This is a genomic window from Hylemonella sp. P2_B10 (assembly GCF_056404875.1).
The window spans coordinates 888,460-910,610 of sequence record NZ_JBFUDE010000001.1 but is presented as its reverse complement, the minus strand read 5'-3'; the positions used below and the strand labels follow the sequence as shown (position 1 = coordinate 910,610).

Annotated in this window: 20 protein-coding genes; 10 read left to right on the top strand and 10 right to left on the bottom strand. The window is 67.2% G+C overall.

Going from position 1 to position 22,151, the window contains the following annotated elements; genetic code table 11:
• Positions 1-202: 202 nt before the first annotated feature.
• From AC1DX2_RS04430 to AC1DX2_RS04420, 3 genes are read right to left on the bottom strand one after another with little or no spacing between them, the layout of a single operon-like run.
• Positions 203-1,525 carry a TRAP transporter large permease gene (locus AC1DX2_RS04430; protein WP_477195072.1) on the bottom strand — a complete coding sequence of 441 codons (1,323 nt, stop codon included), beginning with the start codon at positions 1,523-1,525 and terminating at the stop codon, positions 203-205.
• The gene (locus tag AC1DX2_RS04425) at positions 1,522-2,157 is read right to left on the bottom strand and encodes a TRAP transporter small permease (protein ID WP_477195071.1); all 636 of its coding nucleotides are present in this window, start codon (positions 2,155-2,157) and stop codon (positions 1,522-1,524) included. The genes AC1DX2_RS04430 and AC1DX2_RS04425 overlap by 4 nt, the downstream gene beginning before the upstream one ends.
• A gap of 14 nt (positions 2,158-2,171) precedes the next feature.
• Positions 2,172-3,191 carry a TRAP transporter substrate-binding protein gene (locus tag AC1DX2_RS04420; RefSeq protein WP_477195070.1) on the bottom strand — a complete coding sequence of 340 codons (1,020 nt, stop codon included), beginning with the start codon at positions 3,189-3,191 and terminating at the stop codon, positions 2,172-2,174.
• 146 nt (positions 3,192-3,337) lie between these two features.
• On the opposite strand from AC1DX2_RS04420, the gene AC1DX2_RS04415 reads away from it, so the two are divergent.
• The 5 genes from AC1DX2_RS04415 to AC1DX2_RS04395 all read left to right on the top strand — a co-directional run bounded on the left by AC1DX2_RS04415 (position 3,338) and on the right by AC1DX2_RS04395 (position 9,052).
• Complete coding sequence (locus AC1DX2_RS04415; protein WP_477195069.1) at positions 3,338-5,299, top strand: sensor histidine kinase; 1,962 nt, start codon at positions 3,338-3,340, stop codon at positions 5,297-5,299.
• Complete coding sequence (locus tag AC1DX2_RS04410) at positions 5,296-5,928, top strand: response regulator transcription factor (RefSeq protein WP_477195068.1); 633 nt, start codon at positions 5,296-5,298, stop codon at positions 5,926-5,928. The genes AC1DX2_RS04415 and AC1DX2_RS04410 overlap by 4 nt, the downstream gene beginning before the upstream one ends.
• 136 nt (positions 5,929-6,064) lie before the next feature.
• Positions 6,065-7,135, top strand: a complete 1,071-nt coding sequence (locus AC1DX2_RS04405; RefSeq protein WP_477195067.1) for an ABC transporter substrate-binding protein — start codon at positions 6,065-6,067, stop codon at positions 7,133-7,135.
• A gap of 252 nt (positions 7,136-7,387) precedes the next feature.
• Positions 7,388-8,206, top strand: coding sequence for an ABC transporter ATP-binding protein (locus AC1DX2_RS04400; protein ID WP_477195066.1), 819 nt, complete (start codon positions 7,388-7,390; stop codon positions 8,204-8,206).
• Positions 8,207-9,052, top strand: coding sequence for an ABC transporter permease (locus AC1DX2_RS04395; RefSeq protein ID WP_477195065.1), 846 nt, complete (start codon positions 8,207-8,209; stop codon positions 9,050-9,052).
• Positions 9,053-9,056: 4 nt separating this feature from the next.
• Here the strand turns inward: AC1DX2_RS04395 and AC1DX2_RS04390 are convergent, their stop codons facing one another.
• Genes AC1DX2_RS04390 through AC1DX2_RS04380 form a run of 3 tightly spaced genes read right to left on the bottom strand, consistent with a single transcriptional unit; the run spans position 9,057 to position 12,013 of the window.
• A complete protein-coding gene (locus tag AC1DX2_RS04390) occupies positions 9,057-9,488 on the bottom strand; it encodes a hypothetical protein (RefSeq protein WP_477195064.1) in 432 nt (143 codons plus the stop codon).
• 12 nt (positions 9,489-9,500) lie between these two features.
• Positions 9,501-10,358: an HDOD domain-containing protein gene (locus AC1DX2_RS04385; RefSeq protein WP_477195063.1), complete on the bottom strand. Its 858-nt coding sequence runs from the start codon at positions 10,356-10,358 to the stop codon at positions 9,501-9,503.
• 38 nt (positions 10,359-10,396) lie between these two features.
• Positions 10,397-12,013: a transglycosylase SLT domain-containing protein gene (locus AC1DX2_RS04380; RefSeq protein ID WP_477195062.1), complete on the bottom strand. Its 1,617-nt coding sequence runs from the start codon at positions 12,011-12,013 to the stop codon at positions 10,397-10,399.
• A 38-nt stretch (positions 12,014-12,051) separates the two neighbouring features.
• Here AC1DX2_RS04380 and AC1DX2_RS04375 point away from each other — a divergent pair, with 38 nt between their 5' ends.
• Both AC1DX2_RS04375 and rnhA read left to right on the top strand, forming a co-directional pair.
• Positions 12,052-12,873 (top strand): class I SAM-dependent methyltransferase, encoded by an 822-nt coding sequence (locus AC1DX2_RS04375; protein ID WP_477195061.1) that lies wholly within the window; start codon positions 12,052-12,054, stop codon positions 12,871-12,873.
• 22 nt (positions 12,874-12,895) lie between these two features.
• A complete protein-coding gene (rnhA, locus tag AC1DX2_RS04370) occupies positions 12,896-13,345 on the top strand; it encodes a ribonuclease HI (protein WP_477195758.1) in 450 nt (149 codons plus the stop codon).
• 36 nt (positions 13,346-13,381) lie between these two features.
• Here rnhA and AC1DX2_RS04365 read toward each other — a convergent pair whose 3' ends face one another.
• The 4 genes from AC1DX2_RS04365 to moaA all read right to left on the bottom strand — a co-directional run bounded on the left by AC1DX2_RS04365 (position 13,382) and on the right by moaA (position 17,112).
• Positions 13,382-14,077, bottom strand: coding sequence for an anti-sigma factor family protein (locus AC1DX2_RS04365; RefSeq protein ID WP_477195060.1), 696 nt, complete (start codon positions 14,075-14,077; stop codon positions 13,382-13,384).
• Entirely contained in the window at positions 14,064-14,594 is a 531-nt protein-coding gene (locus AC1DX2_RS04360; protein ID WP_477195059.1) for a sigma-70 family RNA polymerase sigma factor, read from the bottom strand. Before AC1DX2_RS04360 ends, AC1DX2_RS04365 begins: the two co-directional genes overlap by 14 nt.
• A gap of 97 nt (positions 14,595-14,691) precedes the next feature.
• A complete protein-coding gene (gene moeA / locus AC1DX2_RS04355) occupies positions 14,692-15,957 on the bottom strand; it encodes a molybdopterin molybdotransferase MoeA (RefSeq protein ID WP_477195058.1) in 1,266 nt (421 codons plus the stop codon).
• Between the two features lie 18 nt (positions 15,958-15,975).
• Positions 15,976-17,112: a GTP 3',8-cyclase MoaA gene (gene moaA / locus AC1DX2_RS04350; protein ID WP_477195057.1), complete on the bottom strand. Its 1,137-nt coding sequence runs from the start codon at positions 17,110-17,112 to the stop codon at positions 15,976-15,978.
• Positions 17,113-17,275: 163 nt separating this feature from the next.
• Between moaA and AC1DX2_RS04345 the strand changes: the two genes are divergently transcribed.
• From AC1DX2_RS04345 to AC1DX2_RS04335, 3 genes are read left to right on the top strand one after another with little or no spacing between them, the layout of a single operon-like run.
• On the top strand, positions 17,276-19,237 hold the full coding sequence (locus AC1DX2_RS04345) for a TonB-dependent receptor plug domain-containing protein (protein WP_477195056.1): 1,962 nt from the start codon (positions 17,276-17,278) through the stop codon (positions 19,235-19,237).
• Positions 19,238-19,252: 15 nt separating this feature from the next.
• Entirely contained in the window at positions 19,253-20,185 is a 933-nt protein-coding gene (locus AC1DX2_RS04340; protein ID WP_477195055.1) for an ABC transporter substrate-binding protein, read from the top strand.
• Complete coding sequence (locus AC1DX2_RS04335) at positions 20,182-22,101, top strand: hybrid sensor histidine kinase/response regulator (protein ID WP_477195054.1); 1,920 nt, start codon at positions 20,182-20,184, stop codon at positions 22,099-22,101. The genes AC1DX2_RS04340 and AC1DX2_RS04335 overlap by 4 nt, the downstream gene beginning before the upstream one ends.
• Positions 22,102-22,151 lie beyond the last annotated feature (50 nt).

Genomic DNA, 22,151 nt, shown 5'->3' with positions numbered 1-22,151 from the left:
TGACCCGATGTCGCTGGGGCGCGTGGCGGAGCGAAATCAAGGAGGAGGGCCGCAGGCCCGGGGGACATTCGCGGAGTCACGTGCACCAGCGGCGTCGGCAGCCCACCAAAGGGTGGCCTTCATGCAGCGCGAGGGACCAAAGAAAAAGCGTGGCACCAGTTACCCGATGCCACGCTTTCTGAGGGGGTTGTTAACTACGTGCTTACTTGAATAGCAAGTGCGGCAGCCACAGCGACATGGCCGGCCAGAAGGTGACCACCAGCAGGAAGATCACCATGGTCAGCAACCACGGGGCCACCGCCACCGTCAGTTCGGTGATGCCCATCTTGGTGATGCCCGAGGCCACGTACAGGTTCAGCCCCACCGGCGGATGGCACAGGCCCACTTCCATGTTCACCGCCATCAGGATGCCGAAGTGCACCGGGTCCACGCCCATCTTCACCGCCACCGGGAACAGGATGGGCGCCATGATCAGCACGATCGCCGCCGGGTCCATGAAATTGCCGGCCGCCAGCAGGATGACGTTGACGATCAGCAGGAAGGCCACCAATCCGAAGCCCTGGCTGGTCATCCACGCCGCCATGGCTTGCGGAATCTGCTCCGACGTCATCAGGAAGCTGAACAGCACCGCGTTGGTGATGATGTACAGTAGCATGGAGCTCATGGCCGCCGCGCCCAGCAGCGACTTGGGCACGTCCTTCAGCTTCAGGTCTTTGTAGACGAACACCGAGATGAAGAAGGCATACACCGCCGCCATCGCCGCCGCCTCGGTGGGCGTGAACTTGCCGCTGTAGATGCCGCCAATCACCACCACGATCAGCAGGATGCCCCACATGCTTTCGCGAAAGGCGCGCCAGCGCTCGTACCAGGTGGCCTTGGGCATGCGCGGGTAGTCGTGCTTCTTGGCCCGGTACCAGGTGGTCAGGCCCAGCAGGAAGGACAGCGTCAGCCCCGGCACGATGCCGGCCAGGAACAACTGGCCCACCGAGGCCGAGCTCACCGCTTCGCCGTTCGGCCCGGTGGCGTTCATGCCGGCGGTGGCAATGGCGTAGATCACCAGGTTGATCGACGGCGGGAACAGGATGCCCAAAGCGCCCGAGGTGGCGATCACCCCGGCGCCAAAGCGCTTGGGGTAGCCCTGCTTGACCATCGCCGGCAGCATGATCGAGCCCACCGCCACCACCGTGGCCACGGAAGAGCCCGAGATCGCCGCGAACAGCGCGCAGGCCATCACGCCGGCCAGGCCCATGCCGCCATACCAGTGGCCGATCATGGAGGTGCAGAAATTGATCATGCGCCTGGCCACGCCGCCATGGGTCAGGAAGTTGCCCGCCAGGATGAAGAACGGGATCGCCATGATCTCGAACTTCTCGATGCCGGTGAACAGTTTCAGCGCCACGCTCTCGATCGGCACGTCGGTCATCGTGAACAGGAAGGTCAGCACCGTCAGGCCCAGCGAGATCGAGATCGGCATGCCGGTGATCATCAGCGCCATCAGCAGCAGGAAAATGATGAGGGTGTTCATGCGCGTGCTCCCTTGTCGGTGGCGGCCAGTTCCGCTGCGGCTGCGTCTTCGTCCACGCCTTCCACATGGCCGTGGCCGTGGTGCGGCACCTCGCCGGTGCGCACGAAGCCCCAGAACACCTGCAGGAAGCGGAAGCTCATCAGGTACGAGCCCAGCGGCACGCAGGAGTAGGCGATCCAGGTCGGGATCTCCAGGTCCGGCGAGGTCGGGCCTTCGGGGATGTCACCCACGTTCATGCCCCACATGTGCAGCCAGGCGTGGTGGAAGCCGTTCTCCCACACGAAGGTGGCGCCCAGCGTGCCCACGATGCCGGTGAACAGCGCACCGCACAGCAGGCCGAAGCCGATCAGGTACTTGGCCTTGTCGTGCGACAAGGTGCGCACCAGCACGTCCACGCCCACGTGGGTGCCGTTGCGCACCCCATAGGCGGCGCCGAACTTGGCCATCCACACGAACATGTAGATGCACAGCTCCTGCGCCCAGCTGACGTCGAGCCGGATGGTGTAGTCCTGGATGTAGGGCACGCCGGACAGGAAGCGGTGCAGCACGGCGGCAAAGATCACCAGCGTGGCGCCGCCAATGAGGAAGGTGATCAACCATTCCTCCAGGTGGTCGAGTATGCGGTTCAGCATGCTGGGCTGCCAGTTCAGGGGGCGACGAAGCCGGCGGCCTTGTACACGGCGTCAATCGTGGGCTTGCCCACGCGGGCTTCCATCTCCTTGTGCACCGGCATCAGGGCCTTTTTCCATTCGGCAGTTTCGGCGGCGGTGGGCGTGTACACGGTGGTCTTGCCGCTGGCCTTGATCTTGTCCATCGACTGCGCGTTGTCCTTGTTGGCCATGTCGTTGGCGTAGATGGTGGCGTCCTTCATCGCGCCTTCCAGGGTGGTGCGGATGTCGGCCGGCAGGGCGTCCCAGAACTTCTTGTTGACGATCACCGCGTAGGCCAGGTGGCCGTGGTTGGACAGCGTGATGTGCTTTTGCACTTCATAAATCTTCTGCGTGAAGAAGTTCGACGCCACGCCCTCGGTGCCGTCCACCACGCCGGACTGCAGGCCCTGGTACAGCTCGCTGAAGGCCATCACCTGCGGGATGGCGCCCAGTGCGCGCATCTGCGCGTCCAGCACTTTGGAGCTCTGGATGCGCATCTTCAGGCCCTTGAAGTCGGCCACGTTGTGCAAGGGCTTGTTGGCGCTCATGATGTGAAAGCCGTTGTCCCAGTAGGCCAGGCCTCTGATGCCCTTGGGCTCCAGTTTCTTGAACAGGTCAGCGCCCACGGCGCCGTCGGTGACGGCGCGAAAGGATGCCTGGTCCTTGAAGATGTAGGGCAGGTCGAACACCTCGAACTCCTTCACCCCCAGCGGGCCGAACTTGGCCAGCGAGGGCGCCAGCATCTGCACCGAGCCCAGCTGCAGGGCTTCCATTTCTTCCTTGTCCTTGTACAGCTGGCTGTTCGGGTACACCTCCACCTTCACCCGGCCCTTGGTGCGCTCTTCGGCCAGTTCCTTGAAGCGCTGCGCGCCGTGGCCCTTGGGCGTGTCGGGCGCCACCACGTGGCTGAACTTGATGACGATGGGGGCCTGGGCCAGTGCGGAGCCGGCGGACAGGGTCAGGGCGGCGGCGGCGCAGGCGGCCAGCGCCAGGCGGCGGGTCAGGGGTGCGGTCATTGAGAGGTCTCCTCGGGGGCAGTCGGGATGGCTGCCTTTGCCGGGGGGATTGTGCGCAGGGGGTGGCCGACGCGGAAATTGTGGACTTCCACATTTTTTGCCGCCGGCCCCTGCGGGCCCTGCCTTGCAAGTCTAGACTTGCGGCTATGGCAGATCCAATTGTTGCGCCGCAGCATCCGGCCGTGGCCGTGCCGCCGCGCCCGGTGTCGCGGCGCGGCCTGTGGGCAGTTCCACTGCTGCTGTCGCTGGCCTTTGTGGCCGCCGTGCTGGCCTGGTTGCGGGCGGTGCATTCGTCGGATGCCGAGGAGCAGCGGCTGGAGATGATCACCGACGCCTTGTCGCTGGAGTCGCAGATGAGTGCGCGCGTCGAGCGCGAGACGCTGCTGCTCAAAGAATTGGCCGGCGTGATGCAGCGCCACGCCACCACGCCGCAGGATTTTGCCAACCTGCCCGAGGTGCAACTGGGGCTGCGGCGTTTCTGGATCAGCATCACCTGGCTGGACGCCAACCACCGCCTGGTGGCGCAACTGCCGCCGACAGCGGCCGGCAGCGCCGGCCTGGGCGTGCCTGCCGTGTCCAACGTGGGCACCTCGTCGCACCTGGCCGCGCCGCTGGCGTCGGGCGGCTCGCTGGTGGCGCGCTATTCACCGGCCGACATGCTGCGCCAGAACGTGCCCTGGTGGCTGGCGCGCAAGTACGACGTGCGCTTTGTCGACAGCTTTGGCAATGTGATGGCCTCCACCACCGAGGGCCGCGACCCGGGGGATTTGCAAACCTACCGCATCAGCATGTCGCCAATCTGGATCGACACCTACCTGGAGCTGATCGCGCGCGACCGCCTGCTGCCCTGGTACCAAAGCCTGTCGGTGCTGCTGGTGGCCGGCTTCGTGCTGCTGATTGGCTTGACCACGCTGATGCTGCGCAAGCAGATGCTGGGCGTGTCGCGCGCCGAAGCGGCCTGGCGCACCGAGGCAGCCTGGCGTCGCGCCATGGAGGATTCGCTGGTGGTGGGCCTGCGCGCCCGTGACCTGGACGGCCGGCTGGTGTATGTGAACCGCGCGCTGGCCGACATGGTGGGCTACGAGCCGCAGGAGCTGGTGGGCCTGCTGCCGCCCATGCCCTATTGGCCGGCCGACTCGCTGGAGGAGATCATGGTGCGCCACCGGCGAAACCTGGCCGGCCAGGCGCCGCGCGAGGGTTACGAGGCGGTGTGGCGCCACCGCAGCGGCCGGTTGCTGGACGTGATGGTGTTCGAGGCCCCGCTGGTTGATGCCGGCGGGCGCCACGTGGGCTGGATGGGCTCGGTGCTGGACGTCACCGAACGCAAGCGGCTGGAAGAGCGTGAGCGCCGCCGCACCGATACCACGGCCCACCATGCGCGCCTGACCATGCTGGGCGAGGTGGCCTCGACACTGGCGCACGAGCTGAACCAGCCGCTGACCGCCATTTCCAGCTACAACGCCGGCGTGCTCAATTCGCTGCAGCGCCACGCCAGTGCCGACCCGGCGGTGCTCAGCGCGCTGCAGCGCATGGGCGAGCAGGCGGCCAATGCCGGGCGCATCGTGCACCGCATACGCGAATTCCTGACCCGGCGCGAGCCCCGGCTGGAGCCCTGTGCGCCCAATGCGGTGGTGCAGGACGGTGTGGCCCTGCTGGCGCGCGAGCTCAAGCGCCACGAGGTGCAATTGGCGCTGCAGCTGGACCCGCAGTTGCCCACGCTGGTGGTGGACACCGTGCTGCTGGAGCAGGTGGTCATCAACCTGGTGCGCAATGCCTGCGACGCTTTGAGTGAGCAGCCGCTGGCGCCGGGGCAGTCGCGCCGCATCGAGGTGCAGACCTCGCGCAGCGCTGACCCACGCTTTGTGCGCATCGACGTGCGCGACAACGGCCCCGGCCTGAAGGGCCAGAGCGCCGACAGCCTGTGCGCGCCGTTCTATTCCACCAAGACTGAGGGCATGGGCATGGGGTTGGCGATTTGCCGCTCCATCGTCGAGGCGCACCAGGGCGTGCTGGATGCCAGCGACAACCCTGGCGGCGGCGCCTGCTTCTCGTTCACGCTGCCGGTGGATCTGCAGCAGACCGTGCCGCCGGTGGTGGAGGCCGCATGAGCACGGTTCAACCGGCAAACCCCGGCGGCCCGGTCTACCTGCTGGACGACGAAGGCGTGGTGCGCGACGCCTTGGGCTTCCTGCTGTCCTCGCGCGGCCTGGACGTGCGGACGCACGGCAGCGGCGTGCAGTTGCTGGCCACGGTGGATGCCGCGCCCAAGCCGCTGGCGGGTGTGTTCCTGCTGGATGTGCGCATGGAGGGCATGTCCGGCCCGCAGGTGTTTGATGAGCTGCTGCGCCGCGGGCTGCGCAACCCGGTGTTGTTCCTGAGCGGCCACGGCGACATCCCGATGGTGGTGGAGGCGCTGAAGAAGGGCGCTTTCGACTTTTTGGAGAAGCCCTACAGCGACAACACGCTGGTGGACCGGGTAGAGCAGGCGCTGGCCGTGGCCGCCGCCATGAACCAGAGCCACGCCCGCGCGGATGAGTTGCAGGCCCGCCTGGCCAGCCTGACCGAGCGTGAGCAGGAGGTGATGCAGCGCGTGGCGGCCGGCAAGCTGAACAAGATCATTGCCGACGAACTGCATGTCTCCATGCGCACGGTGGAGGTGCACCGCGCCCGCGTCTACGCCAAGCTGGGTGTGCGCTCGGCCGCCGAAGTGGCCACGCTGGTGGCTGGGCAAGGCTGAACACGGCGGACAGCGCAATTTGTAAGGATTTGTTACCTCCCCCGCTTGGTACGTACAAACCCCGAAGGGATGGTCCCAATGCGGTCTTGCACCAACCTGGGTAATCTAGGTCCCACAAAAGATCAGGGGACTCCACATGGTTGCTCACAATTGGCAGAAAGCGGCCCCGGCCACCAGCCGGCGCCGCTTCACGCTGCTGGCGGCGGCATCGGCCGCCTCGCTGGCGCTGCCCAGTGTCTGGGCGCAGGCCACCAAGCCGGAAAAAAGCAAGATCGCCATCGCCGTCGGTGGCAAGGCCGCGTTCTACTACCTGCCGTTGACGATTTCCGAGCAGTTGGGCTACTTCACCGCCGAAGGGCTGGAAGTGGAGATCAGCGACTTTGCCGGCGGCGCGCGCGCCTTGCAGGCGGTGGTCGGCGGCTCGGCCGATGTGGTCAGTGGCGCCTACGAGCACACCATCAACCTGCAGAGCAAGAACCAGATGTTCCAGGCCTTCGTGCTGCAGGGCCGGGCGCCGCAGATCGCCATGGGCGTGTCGACCAAGGCCATGCCCGGCTACAAGACGGTGGCCGACCTGAAGGGCAAGAAGATCGGCGTGTCGGCGCCGGGTTCGTCCACCAACATGGTGGCCAACCTGGTGCTGTCGCGCGCCGGGCTGAAGGCCAGCGACGTCAGCTTCATCGGCGTGGGCACGGCGGCCGGCGCGCTGTCCGCGCTGCGCTCGGGCCAGATCGACGCCATGAGCAACACCGACCCGGTGATGACCATGCTGGAGCAAAAGGGCGAGGTGCGCATCATCTCGGACACCCGCACGCTGAAGGGCACGCAAGAGGTGTTCGGCGGCCCGATGCCGGCCGCCTGCCTGTACGCGCCGGTGGAGTTTGTGCAGAAGAACCCCAACACTGCACAGGCCCTGGCCAACGCCATCGTGCGAGGCCTCAAGTGGCTGCAGACAGCCGGCCCCAGCGACATCATCAAGACGGTGCCCGAGAACTACCTGCTGGGTGACCGTGGGCTGTACCTGGCCTCCTTCAACAAGGTACGCGAGGCCATCGCGCTGGACGGCATCGTGCCGGACGAAGGCGCCCGCACGGCGCTCAAAGCCTTGACCAGCTTCGACACCAGCATCAAGGCCGACAAGATCGACCTGGCCAAGACCTACACCAACGTGTTTGCCCGGCGCGCCAAGGACAAGTTCAAGGCCTAGTCGCCGTTCCCGCTCGGGTTGAACTTCACTCCCGTTCGGGCTGAGCCTGTCGAAGCCTTTCACGGGACTATGGTTTGCGAAGATCAGGCCGCCACGGCGCTCAGCTCCGCGGCTGTCCCCCGGCCCTGCGGGCCTCCTCCTTGATGCCGCTGCGCTGAACGCCATGGCGACCTGATCCTGCCAATCTGGCTGGCGTGCCTGCGCAACGCGCACCAGCGGCATCGGCAGCAAAGGACAGTAAGATCGCCAACCATGACCAACGCCCCTGCGCTTGAGCTGATCAACATCAACTGCACATTCCGTGCTGCGGATGGCAACGGCGCCGGCTACACGGCGGTGGCAGACACCACGTTGCGTGTGCAGGCCGGTGAGTTCGTGTCGGTGGTGGGGCCGACGGGTTGCGGCAAGTCCACGCTGCTGAATGTAGCGGCCGGCTTGCTGGCGCCTTCCAGCGGTCAAGTGCGGGTGTTTGGCCAGCCCTTGCTGGGATTGAACCGGCGTGCCGGCTACATGTTTCAGACAGAGGCGCTGATGCCCTGGCGCAGCGCGCTGGACAATGTGCTGCTGGGGCTCAACTACCGGGGCATCGCACCGAGTGAAGCACGCTCGCTGGGGTTGCACTGGCTGGAGCGGGTGGGGTTGGCGGGGTTTGAGGACCGCTACCCGCACCAACTCTCTGGCGGCATGCGCAAGCGCGTGGCGCTGGCGCAGACGCTGGTGCTGGACCCCGACATCATTCTGATGGACGAGCCCTTCAGCGCGCTGGACGTGCAGACCCGCCAGTTGATGGAAAACGAGGTGCTGGCGCTGTGGGCGGCGAAGAAAAAGGCGGTGCTGTTCATCACCCACGACCTGGATGAGGCCATCGCCATGAGCGACCGCGTGGTGGTGCTCTCGGCCGGGCCGGCCACCCACCCCATGGGTGAATTTGCTATCGACCTGCCGCGTCCGCGCGATGTGGCCGAGGTGCGCGTGCACCCGCGCTTCGTGCAGCTGCATGCCGACATCTGGAACGTGTTGCGCGACGAGGTGCTGAAGGGCTACGCGCAACAACTGAAGAAGGCCGCCTGAATGGGTTTGTGGCAGAAACTGAAGCCAACCCAGGGCAACCTGCGGGTCTGGCAATTGGGGGTGCTGGTGGCCATGCTGGCGCTGTGGCAACTGGTCTCCACCGACCAGCGGCTGGCGTTCTTCCTGGGTGATCCGCTGCAAGTCGCGGGGCGCGTCTGGTCGTGGTTCTCACCCATAGGCTTCGGGCCCAGTGCCGTTTTCCCGGATGGTTTGCCGGGCCGGGCCGATGTCTACCTGCATCTGGGTGTCACGCTGCTGGAAACCGGGCTGGCCTTCGCGCTGGGCACTTCGTTGGGCCTGGTGTGCGGGCTATGGCTGGCGCTGTCGCCCATGGCCAGCGCCATCCTGGAGCCCTACATCAAGGCTGCCAACGCCATGCCGCGCGTCATCCTGGCGCCCATCTTCGCGCTGTGGTTCGGCCTGGGTGTGTGGAGCAAGGTGGCGCTGGCCGTCACCCTGGTGTTCTTCGTCGTCTTCTTCAATGTCTACCAGGGCGTGAAAGAGGTCAGCCCGGTGCTGCTGGCCAATGCCCGCATGCTGGGGGCCAACCAGCGGCAACTGCTGCGTACGGTGTACCTGCCCAGCGCCACCGCCTGGGTGTTCTCCAGCCTGCACACCTCCGTGGGCCTGGCCTTTGTGGGCGCGGTGGTGGGCGAATACCTGGGCTCAGCGCGCGGCGTCGGTTACCTGATCCAGCAGGCCGAGGGCACCTTTGACGTCAACACCGTGTTCGCCGGCATCGTGGTGCTGACCGCTTGCGCGCTGCTGATGGATGGGCTGGTGGGCCGCATCGAGCGGCGGTTGATGACCTGGCAACCCAAGGCGGGCGAGACCGAGAAGCTCTGACGACTTATGTGTGCTCTGAGGGGGGCGCAAGCGCTTCGCCCATCGGCGTGCGACATGCAGGGCACTCGCCAGCAGGTGGTATCGCGGATCGATCCAAAGTTTCAGTTAGATCGATCTCACAATTGCTGCATAGAAACCGATTGGCAGCAAGGTCGCCGGGGTTTGCTGAGAGGTAACGAACCGCTTGCGGATCAATATCCGCCAGCCATTGGCCACCCCTTGTCTTGCGCGTGTCGGCGAACCAATAGACCCGGGCTCGCGTCTCCATGATCTCATCGTCACTGGAGTCAGACCACAACGTCAGTTCCAAGCCGTCGTAGAGCTTTAAGTGATGGGCGTTCAAGTCGCGCAAGGTACCGAAACCTTCCAGACACACGGCCTTGTGTTCTGGCTCCAAGCCGGTCAGCCAGCCATTGAAATCCGCATAGATCCGCATGGCCCTGAAACCTCAGTGGTCCACGCTCTTCACCAACTCCAACGCAGCGGCCGGCGACAGCGTCAGCAACTCGGCGATTTCGGTGATGTCGTCGGGTATCGCCGCGTTGTCCCAACCCTGGGCGGTGTGGCGCGCCAGCCGTATGGCCAGCGTCACGCTGAGCACATTGGATTGGGTGGCATGCTTGTCGTCGCTGATGCGCACCAGCAGTTCGGGCAAGTGCCAGGCCTTCATCAGTGCCTGCTGCAGGTCGGGCAGTTCGATGTTCAGCACCCGGTTCTGGATGTCGGCCGAGCGCAACGTGGGGTCGGCGCGCTGGGCTTCGCGTATGTGCAAGGCCAGCGCCGGCGCATGGCACCACAGCAGCATTTCGGCGAAGTCGTGCAGCAGCGTGGCCAGGCAGATCACGTCGGCGTCATAGTCTGCGCGGTGCACCGCGAAACACAGCGCGAAATTGGCCGCGCGGTAGGCGCGGCCCAGCACGGCACGCAGACCGTCCAGGGCTTGCGGTTTGTCGGCCAGCCGGTCCTCCACGGTGAGTTGCGGGCCGAAGTCGCGAAAAAACGGGCTGATGCCCAGCATCACCAAGCCGGCGGTCACGCTTTCGGTCTCGGTCACCATGCGCTCCGGCCGGTTGCGCGCGACCCAGGCCAGGATCTTCAGCGTCATCAACGGGTCGCCGGCGGCCATGTCGCGCAGCATGTTGGCGTCCACCTTGTCGGGGTCGGCGCGCAAGGCCTCCAACTGGGCGGCCGTGTCAGCGCAGACGGGAATGTCGGTGTCGCTGAAGTGCCGGGTCCAGGCCGTCAGGTTGGCCAGCGGCTGGGTCAGCAGTGGCGCGGGCGGGGTCGTGTGGTCTACGCTGGTCATCAAGCGCGAGTATCAGCAGGCGCGGCGCCCCGGTCAAGTCACTTCTTGGTCGGCCGCACCGCCGCCTTGCGGGGTGGTGTTACTTTCGCAACGCGTCGCGGTGCCGGCTTGGCCTTGCCGCGCGCCACGCTGCGGGTCACGCGGTTGGCGGCGGGTGGGTTGGCCTGCGCCGGCAGGTACAGCACCACCTGCTGGCCCAGCTTGAAGGCCGCGTGCGCGCTGACCTTGTTCCAGCTGGCCACGTTGGCACCGCTTTGCTTGTAGCGCGTGGCAATGCTGGCCACGCTGTCGTTCTTGCCGGCCTTGACCACGGTGCGGCGCAGCACCACCTCGGGCGCCAGCGCCATCTGGCCGTTGTCGGCGATGTGCAGCGCCACGTCCTGGCTGACCGAGTTGGCGCGCGGTGCCAGCAGCGACGAGCCGGCCTTGATCAGCATGCGCGGCGGGATGTTGTTGACGTTGCGGAACTCAGCCTCGCTCATGCCCACTTTCTTGGCTGCGTCGGCCACCTTCATGGTGGCGGGGGCCACCCACACCGTCCAGCTGGCCAGCCGGGTGCCGGTGAAGGCGTCCAGGTTGCGCTGGAACACTGTGGCGTTGTCCCACGGCAGCAGGATCTGCGGCGTGCCGGCGGCCAGGATCACCGGCTTGTTGGCCGACGGGTTCAGCGCCTTGAAGTCGTCCAGCGGCACCTCGGCCAGCTTGGCGGCCAGCGCCACGTCGATGTCCTTGGTCAGGGTGACGGTGTCGAAATACGGGTGGTTGCCGATGTCGGGCAGGCGCGAGTTGAACATCGCTGGCGCGGCCACGATGTTCTTCACCGCCTGCAGCTTGGGCACGTACATGCGGGTTTCCATCGGCATGTTGAGGTCGCTGTAGGTGGTGCCCAGGCCGGCGCGCTGGTTTTTGGCGATGGCGCGCCCGACGCTGCCTTCGCCCCAGTTGTAGGCCGCCAGCGCCAGCTGCCAGTCGCCGAACATGCCGTGCAGCTTTTGCAGGTAGTCCAGTGCCGCGCGGGTGGATGCCAGCACATCCTTGCGGTCATCGCGGAAGGCGTTTTGCTTGAGGTCGAAGTTCTTGCCGGTGCTGGGGATGAACTGCCACATGCCCACCGCCTTGGCGGTGGAAACCGCCTGCGGGTTGAAGGCACTCTCGATGAAGGGCAGCAGCGCCAGTTCCGTGGGCATGTTGCGCAACTCGAGTTCTTCGACGATGTGGAACAGGTACTTGCGCGAGCGCTCGGTCATGCGAAAGATGTAGTCCGGGCGCGTCACATACCATTGCTCGCGGTCACGCACCAGGTCGCTTTCCAGGTTGGGCATGGCAAAGCCGCGGCGCATGCGCTCCCACAGGTCGGCCGGCGCCGACAGCTGCTTCACGCCCAACGAGGCGGCCTGGGCGGCGGTGATGGGGCGCAGCGGGCCGCCCGGGTAAAGCGGCGCCAACACAGGCGTGCTGGCCGGGGTGGCGGAGGCGTCCTGTGCCGACGCCACCGGTTGCGGCGCTGTTGGCGTGGCCACCCCCGGGGCGGTGGTGGCGCAGCCCGCCAGCAGCAACAACAACAGGGTTGCCAGGGCTTGGGTGAGCAGGGAGGGGAGCCGCAAACCGGGTGTGTATGGCGTTGTGCTGTGGAGCCCGCCGCAGTCGTTATGCATGGTGGGTCCGGCAGGGGTGTCTAAAATCGCGGCAATTCATGAGCGATCAAATTATAGGTTTGCAACACTGGTTCCAGACCCCGCCCGGCCGTTACCTGCTGGAATGGGAGCGGGCACAGTTCGACGATGCGGTGGCCGACATGTTTGGTTACCACGCGTTGCAATTGGGTTTGCCGGAGTTGGACACGCTGCAAACCAACCGCATGCCGCACCGCTGGCTGGCCACCCCGCAGCCGCTGCAGGCGCCTACCGGTGCGCTGCCCGGCAGTGTGCCGCCGGTGCGGGCGGCACTGGTGACGGAGTTTTCCGCCTTGCCGTTTCCGGCTGCCAGCCTGGACCTGGTGGTGCTGCCCCATGCGCTGGAACTCAGCGCCGACCCGCACACCACGCTGCGCGAGGTCGAACGGGTGCTGGTGCCTGAGGGCCGTTTGGTGATTTCGGGGCTGAACCCGACCAGCCTGTGGGCCATGCGCCAGCGCCGCGCCCACCTGTACCGCCGCCTGGGGCTGGGCACCCAGCTGTTCCTGCCCGATGCGGGCGAGTTCATCGGCTACCGGCGCCTGCGCGACTGGTTGCGCCTGCTCAGCTTCGAGGTGGAGACCGGTCGCTTCGGCTGCTACCGCCCGGCGGTGGAGAACGAAGACTGGCTGCGCCGCTTCGAGTGGCTGGACAAGGTGGGTGACCGCTGGTGGCCGATCTTCGGTGCCGTGTATTTTTTGGTGGCGGTCAAGCGGGTGCGCGGCTTGCGGCTGCTGGGCCCGGCCTGGAAGCCGGTGTCCCAGCGTGCGGCGGCGGCGCCGGTGTCGATTGCCGGGCGCACGCACCGCGCGCCCGCGCCCCAGCATGAATTTGAACCATGAGCAACGTTTTGGAGACAACCGATTGAACCAGGTGGAGATCTACACCGATGGGGCCTGCAAGGGCAATCCCGGCCCCGGCGGCTGGGGTGTGCTGCTGATGTCGCAAGACAGCGAAAAAGAGCTGTTCGGCGGCGAGCTCAACACCACCAACAACCGCATGGAGCTGACGGCGGTGATCGAGGCGCTGAACGCGCTCAAGCGTCCTTGCGCGGTGACGCTGTACCTGGACAGCGAGTACGTGCGCAAGGGCATCACCGAGTGGATACACGGCTGGAAGGCCAAGGGCTGGCGCACCTCGACCAAGCAGCCGGTGAAGAATGTGGAGCTGTGGCAGCAGCTGGACGCGGTGGTGGCCAACTCTGGCCACCAGATCGACTGGCGCTGGGTCAAGGGCCACGCCGGCGACCCCGGCAACGAGCGCGCCGACGCGCTGGCCAACCGTGGCGTGGAACTGGCGCTGGGGCGGCGCTAGGGCCAGGTGAAGGGCGGAAGGGCGCGAGGGCGCTAGTCAGCGCCCCGGGTTGCGCGTGGCCATCCTGGCTGCGACCAGGCCGGCGAACGTCTGCAGCTCAGCTGCTCCCAGGCCGCTGACGGCCACAAACATCATCTCGCCATCGCGCCAGCGCACCAGGTTGTAGCCACGCAGGCTGCCCGGCTCTGGCGCCATACGGGGGCCGGCTTGCGGCCACACAAACAGGTTGATGGCATGCGCCCGGCGTTGGTACACCAACGCGGCCACGCCGCGCCCCTGCAGCCAGTCCAGCCGTGCGCCGGCCAGCGCAAAGCCCTGGTCGCTGACATCCACCACCGGCGGCGTGTAGTCCAGCTTGCCCACGAACCAGGGCTGCACGGTATGCCAGTCGGCGGAAGCGGTGTCGGTCAGGTGGGCGGCCATCAGCGAGCGCACGTGGTCGTCCACCAATTGCTGTTGCCAGGGCTGGCCACCATCCTGGCCGCTGTGGGAGGGCGCCAGCCAGGGCAGGGCCAAGACGGTCAGCAGCACGCCGCAGGCCAGGCCGGCCGCCGGCCGCCAGGCCTGTTGCCACCACGGCACCGAACGGTGCGGTGGCGCGGGCACATCGGCGGCCTGCGCCTGCTGCGCCACCAGGTAGGCCACGCGCCGCTTCAGGCCGGGTGGCGCCACGTGGCGCGTCAGAAGTTGCCGCAATTCCGGTGGCAGGGCGCGGGTCTCAGGGGCGTTCATGTTCGGGTCGCCTGTCGCCGTCGCGCAAATGCAGGTACAGCTGCCGGCGCGCCTGCGCCAGGTGCGCCAGCGCCGTGCTGCTGGAGATGCCCAGCACCAGGGCGGTGTCCTCGGGAGAGAGTTCCTCGATCTCGCTCAGCACCAGCACTTCACGCAGCGGTTGGGCCAGGCGGGCAAGTGCTGTGTTGACCTGCGCACGGCCCAATTTCAGCTTGCGGGGTGGCGCAGGCGTTGCGGCTTCGAAAGCCTGTGCGGCCGCTTCTTGCGTATCAGCCAGCAATCCAGCGTGCGGTGGCGCAGGGTTGCGGGCCTGCCAATCCCGCACCGCCTGGTGCACCCGGGCCAGCAGCCAGGGCTTGGCCGCATCGCCGCGAAAACTGCTGAACTGCTGCAGGGCACGCAGGAAGGCGTCCTGCACGATGTCCTCGGCCACCTGTTCGTCGTGCACCAGCCAGCGCGCCAGCCCGTAGGCCGCGTCCAGGTGCGGCAACACGCAACGCTCAAAGCGCTGCCGCATGCTGTTGTCAGTGGCTTGGTCTGTGGCGGTACCGGCCATCTTGGTTTTCCCCTTTCCCCCAAGGCCGCATTGTGCGCCGGGATGGCTGGCGGCGCTGTCAGAACGCGCCGTCGAACATCAGCACGTCCACCAGGTCGCCCGGTCGCACCGTGCCCTGGTCATGGCCCAGCACCATGAGCCCATTGGCCTGCACCATGGAGCTGAGCACGCCCGAGCCCTGGTTGCCGGTGATGCGCACCTGCAGCTGGCCGTCGGCACCGCTGCTGACCACGGCGCGCTGGTATTCGGTGCGGCCCGGTTTCTTGCGTATTGCCTCCACGCTGTGTGCCCTCAGCAGTGGCTGAGGGCGGGGGCGGCAGCCCATCATGCGCAGCAGTGCCGGCCGCACAAAGGCCAGGAAGGTGACCATCACCGCCACCGGGTTGCCCGGCAGGCCGAACAGCACCGCCTGGCCAAGGCGCCCCACCGCCATCGGTCGGCCTGGCCGCATGGCAATGCGCCAGAACGCCACGTCCCCCAGCCGCTTCATCATGGCGCGGGTGTGGTCGGCTTCGCCCACGCTGACGCCACCGCTGCTGATGATGACGTCGGCCTCGCGCGCGGCGCGGCTGAAGGCGGCTTCCAGTTGGCCCGGATCGTCCGGCACCACGCCCAGGTCCAGCACCTGGCAGCCCAGCCGTGCCAGCATGCCCAACACGGTGTAGCGGTTGCTGTCGTAGACGGCGCCCTCGCGCGCCGCCTCGCCCAGGCTGAGGATTTCGTCGCCGGTGGAGAAATAGGCCACCTTCAGCACCCGGTGCACCGGCACCGTGGCCAGGCCCAGGCTGGCCAGCAGGCCCATGGCGGCCGGTGAGACCAGCTCACCCTGGCTCAGCGCCACGCTGCCCTGGTGCAGGTCTTCGCCCATCAGTCGGCGGTTGTCACCGCGCTGCAACTGGCCGGCGGGCAGGTGCACCCAGGGGCCGTCCAGGCGCGTCATCTCCTGCGGCACCACGGTGTCCAGGCCCTCGGGCATCACGGCACCGGTCATGATCTTCACGCATTGGTCCGGGCCTACGCTGCCGCGCCAGCGCTGGCCGGCCAGCGCCGTGCCCGCCACCTGCAGCACCAGGGCCTGGCCGCTGGCCAGCAAGGCGCCGTCGAAGGCATAGCCGTCCATGGCCGAGTTGTCGTGCGGTGGCACGCTCAGCGGTGACACCACGTCGGCTGCCAACACCCGGCCCAGCGCCTGGGTGATGGCGCAGTCCTCAAAGCCACTGACCGGCTGCACCAGTGCGTTGATGAAAGCGCTGGCAGCGGGCACGCTGAGCGATTGCGGGTCGTAGCCAGCCAGTTCGGCGGCGATCTGATCCAGACTCTTCATCACCGCTTCATCACTGCTTCAGCCACCGATGTAGCTCATTTCCACACGCCGCGCCTCGGCAGCCTGGGGCAGGGTGCCGCGCAACTCTGAATAGCGGTCGGCCCGGCCTTGCCACACATGGCCTATGGCGCTGGTGATTTCTGCGTCGCTGGCGCCGCCCGGGGCGCGCAACAAGGCGCGCAGGTCGTGGCCCTGCGAGGCGAACAGGCACAGATACAGCTTGCCCTCGGTGGACAGGCGGGCACGGTTGCAGTCGCCACAGAAGGCCTGGGTGACGCTGGAGATGACGCCGATCTCGCCCAGTGCCGGGTCGTGCCGGCCGTCGGCGCCAGCGTAGCCCCAGCGCTGCGCGGTCTCGCCCGGCGCGCTGTGCTCCAGCGGCACCAGGGGCAGCTCAGTGGCGATGCGCCGCACCACCTCGCTGGAGGGCAGCACCTCGTCCATGCGCCAGCCGTTGGTGACGCCCACGTCCATGTACTCGATGAAGCGCAGCACCACGCCGGTGCCGCGGAAATGCCGCGCCATGGGCAGGATTTCCTGCTCATTGGTGCCGCGCTTGACCACCATGTTGACCTTGATCGTCCCCAGGCCGGCGGCCTGCGCGGCGGCAATGCCGTCCAGCACGTCGGCGACCGGAAAGTCGGCGTCGTTCATGCGACGAAACACCGCGTCGTCCAGTGCGTCCAGGCTGACCGTCACGCGCTGCAGGCCAGCTTCTTTCAGCGCCCGCGCCTTGCGCGCCAGCAGTGAGCCGTTGGTGGTCAGCGTGAGGTCCAGCGGCCGGCCCTCGACCGTGCGCAGTTGCGCCAGCTGGGCCACCAGCACTTCCAGGTTTTTGCGCAGCAGTGGCTCGCCGCCGGTCAGCCGCAGCTTTTGCACGCCGTGGCTGGCGAAGAGGGTGGCCAGGCGGGTGATCTCCTCAAAACTCAGCAAGGACGCATGCGGCAGGTAGCTGTAGTTGCTGTCGAACACTTCCTTGGGCATGCAGTAGCTGCAGCGGAAGTTGCAGCGGTCGGTGACGCTGATGCGCAGGTCACGCAGCGGCCGGCCCAGTTGGTCCCGCAGCAGCCCGCTGGCGGCCAGCGGCTGGCGCGCCGCAGCGGCCAGCGAGGCGGCGCTGGATTGCGCTGCGATGGGGATCACGCGTTCGGACATGGCGCTATTGTCCACCCTCCGGGATGCCCGTTACAGCGTGCGGTCTTGGCAGGCGTCAGCGGTGGTTTTTCGCCAACAGGACCGTCTTTTCCGCCGTTTTGCCGGCCCGGTATGGGCCATACTACATGGACATAACACGTACCAGGGCCGAGGAGGGCCAGGCATGAAGCTGGCGGTTTGTTCGTTCGCCGTATTGGCCATGCTGGGCCGCGCCGCGCTGGCACAGGGCTCGCCGCCAGCGTCGGTGGCGGTCTCCGAGCGCGAGTTTTTGGGTGACGTGCCGGTGGTGCTGTCGGTGTCGCGCCTGCCGCAGCGGCTGGACGAGACACCCGGCGCCGTCACCGTGATCGACCGCGCCATGATACGGCGCTCCGGCGCCCGGGACGTGGCTGACCTGCTGCGCCTGGTGCCGGGTTTCCAGACCTCCAACGCCTTCGAGGCCGATGCCCCGCTGGTCAGCTACCACGGCGGCTTCAGCGAGTTTTCCAACCGCATCCAGGTGCTGGTGGATGGGCGCTCGGTGTATTCGCCGTTCCTGATCGGCTCCATCGCCCTGGGGTTGCAGACCGTGGCCCTGGTCGACATCGACCACATCGAGGTGCTGCGCGGTTCCAACTCGGCCGCCTACGGCGCGCGCGCCTTCCTGGGCGTGATCAACATCGTCACGCTGGACCCGATCGCCACCCTCGGTACCCAGGGCAGCGTGGCGGTGGGTGAAAGCCACGTGCGCGATGCGCAGGCGCGCATCAGCTGGGGCGACGAGCGGGCCGCGTTTCGCCTTGGGCTGGACCGCCGGGGCGACGCCGGACTGGAGGGCGCCAATGGCCACAACCAGCTGGGCCGCGTCAATTGGGTGGCCGACCTGCGCCCGTCTGCCGGTGACGAGCTGCAACTGCGCGCTGGCGCGCTGGACCTGACCTCCGGCCTGGGCTTTGCCAACCGTGCCGACAAGGCCCTTCACGACCGATATTCGCGCAGCAGTTACCTGCAGTTGGACTGGCGTCGCATCCTGTCGCCGAATGAAGACTTCGCGGTCAGCGTCTCGCATGCGCGTGAGAGCTACGTTGACAGCTTTCCGTTCTCGCTGGCGCCGTTCGGCATCAAAGGTGCCGTGGACATCAGCGCCAGCGGCAGCGCCGGCAACGACACCGTGTCGTTCCAGCACACGGTGCGCGCCAACGCCGACCTGCGCTGGGTCTGGGGCATGGAACTGCGCCGCGAAGAGGTGACCTCCCAGGCCTTGTATGGCCGCGCCGCGCCGCTGGTCACCCGCTTTGACCGGCTGTTTGGCAACATCGAATGGCGTTTGTCCCCCAGCCTGCTGCTCAACGCCGGCTTGATGGCCGAGCACAGCAATGTGTCGGACAACAACACCGCACCGCGCCTGATGCTGAACTGGCGCATGGTCGAGGGCCAGACGTTGCGCTTTGGCGTCTCCAAAGCCTTCAGGCCGCCCAGCAGCTTCGAGAAATTCAGTGACGTGGTGTATGCCTTCAACGGCACGCCGTTGCAGGTCACCACGCGTTCGCGTGGCCATGTGGACCCGGAATACGTCACCGCCACTGAAATCGGCTACCTGGGCAGTTTTGCCCGCCTGGGGCTGGACCTGGACGTGCGGGTGTTCAACGAGCACATCCAGGGCTTCGTGCGCCGCCTGAAGTACGCGTTGCCGGCCGGCACCACCGTGCTGGCCTCCACGCCGTGGGACTACGTGAACAACGAAGACTTCACCATCCAGGGCGTGGAATACCAGCTCAAATGCCGGCCCTGGCCGGGCGCTGAGATGAGCGTCAGCCAGACCTATACCCAGGACAGCTCCCGCGACCCGGGCACCCAGAATGCCGCGCCGCGCTGGGCCACGTCCGTCGCGGTGTTCCAAAAACTGGCCGGTGACCTGGACCTGGGCCTGATTTTCCAGAACCACAGCACCGAGACGCTGCAGGGCTCGAACCAGAAGTTCCCGCTCAGCCGCGTCGATGTCCGCCTGGCCAAGACGCTGCGTTGGGGTGGCCGTCACGGTGAGCTGGCGTTGGTGGTCCAGAGTCTGGGCGGCCCGTACCGCGATTTTGACCCGCTGTTCCAGTTCCAGCGACGCGCTTTCGTCACCCTGAGCCTGGAAAACTGAGCGTTCCGGTAGCCCATGCGCGGTTTATCGATTCTCTGCCTGCTGCTGGGCCTGCTGTGCGCGGCGGCCCCGGCCAGGGCGGCCGAGCCGGCGGTGGTGATCGTGGCCAGCGAACTGGGCGACAGCTACACCGAGGCGGTGGAGGCCTTGACCATTGAGCTGGAGCACGGCGGCATCGCGCGCCGCGACATCGCCGTGATGCGGCTGACCGAGCTGGCGGCGGGCGGCGGCCCGGCGCCGCGCATGTTCATCAGCCTGGGGGCTGAGGCAGCGCGCGCGTTGGCCAGGCGACCCGACAGCGCCATGGTGTTGTGTGCCCTGTTGCCGCGCGAGGCCTTTGAGCAGATCCAGCGCGAATCCGGCCGGCGCGTATCGGGTGAGTTTGCCGCGCTGTACCTGGACCAGCCAGTGGGCCGCCAGCTGGACCTGTTGCGCCTGGCCTTGCCACATGCGCGCCGGGTGGGCATGCTGTGGGGGCCGGACTTCCAAAGCTGGGCCGGCGCCGTGGAGTCGTCGGTCAAGGGCCGGGGCATGCAGTTCGTCGGCGTGCGCGCCGAGCCGGGCGAGCCCATCTACCCGAACCTGAAAAAGGTGCTGGAAGAAGCCGACGTGCTGCTGGCCGTGCCAGACCGGCAGCTCTACAACAGCACCACCATACAGAACATCCTGCTGGCTTCTTTCCGCGCCCGGGTGCCGATGGTGGCGTTTTCGCCCGCCTATGTGCGCGCCGGCGCGCTGCTGGCGCTGTACAGCACCGCCGGCCAGATCGGCCGCCAGGCCGGTGTCATCGCGCTGGGTGTGTTGCGCGGCCGTGCCAGCGCCATCGTGTCGCAATACCCGCAGGAGTTCACCGTCGGCGTCAACGACAACGTGGCGCGCTCGCTGGGCCTGGTGCTGGATGCCGGCGCGCTGACCGAGGCGCTGCGGCGCCAGGAGCGTGGGCGATGAAGCGCTACGGCATTCGCACCCGCATCCTGCTGGCCGCCATGCTGCCGTTGGTGGTGGTGGCCGTGCTGCTGTCGGCGGTGTTCATGTTCGGGCGCGTGACCGATGTGCAGCAGGCCCATTTGCAGCAGCAAAAGGCGCTGATACGCCAGCTCGCCGCAGCCGGCGAGTTTGGCGTCTTTGCCGGCGCCGTGGACAACCTGCAGACCCTGGTCAACGGCGCCATGCGCGAGCCCGACGTGCTGTCGGTCAGCATTTTCGACAACCGCTCCCGCCTGATGGCTCGCGCCGGCAGGGTGGGGTACAGCTCGCTGCCGTTGCTGGGCGCCACCGAGAGCGCGCAGGCCGATGCCGATGGCGCCACCGAACTGCTGGTGCAGCCCATCGCCAGCACCAGCCACTCGCTGGGAGACATCTTCGAGCGCAACTCGCTGGCCGGCGATGTCGGGCAGCAGTTGCTGGGGCATGTGGTGGTGGAGTTTTCGCGCGAGTCGCTGCTGGCGCGCCGGCGCCGGTTGCTGCTGCTGGGCCTGGGCGTGACCCTGGGCGGGCTGCTGGTCAGCTGCCTGCTGGCGCTGCGCATCGCGCGTGGCGTGATCCAGCCGGTGCTGCGGGTGTCGCGGCGCATCGAACGCATCGGACAGGGCGACTTTTCGGAGCAACAGACAGTGCGCGACGATGACCCGTTGCGCGACCTGCAGCTGGGTCTGAATCAGATGGCCATCAGCCTGAAATCCGGCCGCGAGGAGTTGCAGCAGCAGGTGCTGGCCGCCACGCTGGAGCTGCGCGCGCGCAAGGAGGAGGCAGAAACCGCCACCCGGGCGAAATCGCGCTTTCTGGCCGCCGCCAGCCACGATCTGCGCCAGCCCGCCCACGCGTTGGGCATGTTCGTCGCCCGCTTGGCGCAGTTGCAGGGCGATGCCCAGACCAAGCGCGTGGTGGCCGGGCTGGACGCCTCGGTGCGCGCCCTGCAGGACATGCTGGATGCGCTGCTGGACCTGTCCCGGCTGGAAGCCGAGTCGGTGCACGTGCGGGTGCTGGCCTTTCCGATCGAGAGCGTGTTCGAACAGGTGCGCAACGCCTTCGCGTCCGCCGCCGCCGAAAAAGGCTTGCGGCTGCGCTTTCGCCCCTCGCGGGCCTGGGTGCTGAGCGACCCCATCCTGCTGCACCGGGTGGTGCTGAACCTGGTCAGCAACGCGGTGCGCTACACCCCCAGCGGCACGGTGCTGGTGGCCTGCCGCCCGCTCAAGGGGGGCACGCAGATGCGCATCGAGGTGTGGGACAGCGGCATGGGCATTGCCGCAGAGCACCAGCAAAAGGTGTTCGCTGAATTCTTCCAGATCGGCAACCTGGAGCGTGACCGCACCAAGGGCCTGGGCCTGGGCCTGTCCATCGTCGAGCGCAGTTGCCGGCTGCTGGCGCATCCGCTGGCGATGCGCTCACAGCCCGGTTGCGGCACGCGTTTTTCGGTCACGGTGCCGTTGGCGGCCACGCAATCCGACGCTGCGCACGAGGCCAGCTCCGACAGCGTGCCCATGGACGAGCTGGCCGGCCTGCACGTGATGGTGGTGGAAGACGACAGCCTGGGCAGTGCCGCGCTGGCCGATTTGCTGGGGTCCTGGGGCTGCACCGTCACTTTGGCCGACGGCCAGCAGACCGCCTGTGACCGGCTGCGCCTCGGCCCGCTGCCCGACGTCATCGTCAGCGACTACCGGCTGCGTGATGGCCACCACGGCATAGGCACCGTGCGGCTGCTGCGCGAGATCAGCGGCCGCGCCATTCCGGCCTGCCTGGTCAGCGGCGACACCGACGCCGAAGTGCTGCAACAAGCCCGCGCCGCCGGGCTGGTGCTGCTGCACAAGCCGGTGCGGCCCGCAAAGCTGCGCAATCTTTTGCGCCGCTTAGGCAAAGCAGATTAGTGGGTGAAGCCCGGTTCCCGCCGGGCCGCCCCAAGGGAACCACGGCCCCC

Excerpts from the sequence above, each read along its gene's own strand:
- AC1DX2_RS04430 (WP_477195072.1), bottom strand. The coding sequence starts at position 1,525 with ATGAACACCCTCATCATTTTCCTGCTGCTGATGGCGCTGATGATCACC.
- AC1DX2_RS04425 (WP_477195071.1), bottom strand. The coding sequence starts at position 2,157 with ATGCTGAACCGCATACTCGACCACCTGGAGGAATGGTTGATCACCTTC.
- AC1DX2_RS04420 (WP_477195070.1), bottom strand. The coding sequence starts at position 3,191 with ATGACCGCACCCCTGACCCGCCGCCTGGCGCTGGCCGCCTGCGCCGCC.
- AC1DX2_RS04415 (WP_477195069.1), top strand. The coding sequence starts at position 3,338 with ATGGCAGATCCAATTGTTGCGCCGCAGCATCCGGCCGTGGCCGTGCCG.
- AC1DX2_RS04410 (WP_477195068.1), top strand. The coding sequence starts at position 5,296 with ATGAGCACGGTTCAACCGGCAAACCCCGGCGGCCCGGTCTACCTGCTG.
- AC1DX2_RS04405 (WP_477195067.1), top strand. The coding sequence starts at position 6,065 with ATGGTTGCTCACAATTGGCAGAAAGCGGCCCCGGCCACCAGCCGGCGC.
- AC1DX2_RS04400 (WP_477195066.1), top strand. The coding sequence starts at position 7,388 with ATGACCAACGCCCCTGCGCTTGAGCTGATCAACATCAACTGCACATTC.
- AC1DX2_RS04395 (WP_477195065.1), top strand. The coding sequence starts at position 8,207 with ATGGGTTTGTGGCAGAAACTGAAGCCAACCCAGGGCAACCTGCGGGTC.
- AC1DX2_RS04390 (WP_477195064.1), bottom strand. The coding sequence starts at position 9,488 with ATGCGGATCTATGCGGATTTCAATGGCTGGCTGACCGGCTTGGAGCCA.
- AC1DX2_RS04385 (WP_477195063.1), bottom strand. The coding sequence starts at position 10,358 with ATGACCAGCGTAGACCACACGACCCCGCCCGCGCCACTGCTGACCCAG.
- AC1DX2_RS04380 (WP_477195062.1), bottom strand. The coding sequence starts at position 12,013 with ATGCATAACGACTGCGGCGGGCTCCACAGCACAACGCCATACACACCC.
- AC1DX2_RS04375 (WP_477195061.1), top strand. The coding sequence starts at position 12,052 with ATGAGCGATCAAATTATAGGTTTGCAACACTGGTTCCAGACCCCGCCC.
- AC1DX2_RS04365 (WP_477195060.1), bottom strand. The coding sequence starts at position 14,077 with ATGAACGCCCCTGAGACCCGCGCCCTGCCACCGGAATTGCGGCAACTT.
- AC1DX2_RS04360 (WP_477195059.1), bottom strand. The coding sequence starts at position 14,594 with ATGCGGCAGCGCTTTGAGCGTTGCGTGTTGCCGCACCTGGACGCGGCC.
- moeA (WP_477195058.1), bottom strand. The coding sequence starts at position 15,957 with ATGAAGAGTCTGGATCAGATCGCCGCCGAACTGGCTGGCTACGACCCG.
- moaA (WP_477195057.1), bottom strand. The coding sequence starts at position 17,112 with ATGTCCGAACGCGTGATCCCCATCGCAGCGCAATCCAGCGCCGCCTCG.
- AC1DX2_RS04345 (WP_477195056.1), top strand. The coding sequence starts at position 17,276 with ATGAAGCTGGCGGTTTGTTCGTTCGCCGTATTGGCCATGCTGGGCCGC.
- AC1DX2_RS04340 (WP_477195055.1), top strand. The coding sequence starts at position 19,253 with ATGCGCGGTTTATCGATTCTCTGCCTGCTGCTGGGCCTGCTGTGCGCG.
- AC1DX2_RS04335 (WP_477195054.1), top strand. The coding sequence starts at position 20,182 with ATGAAGCGCTACGGCATTCGCACCCGCATCCTGCTGGCCGCCATGCTG.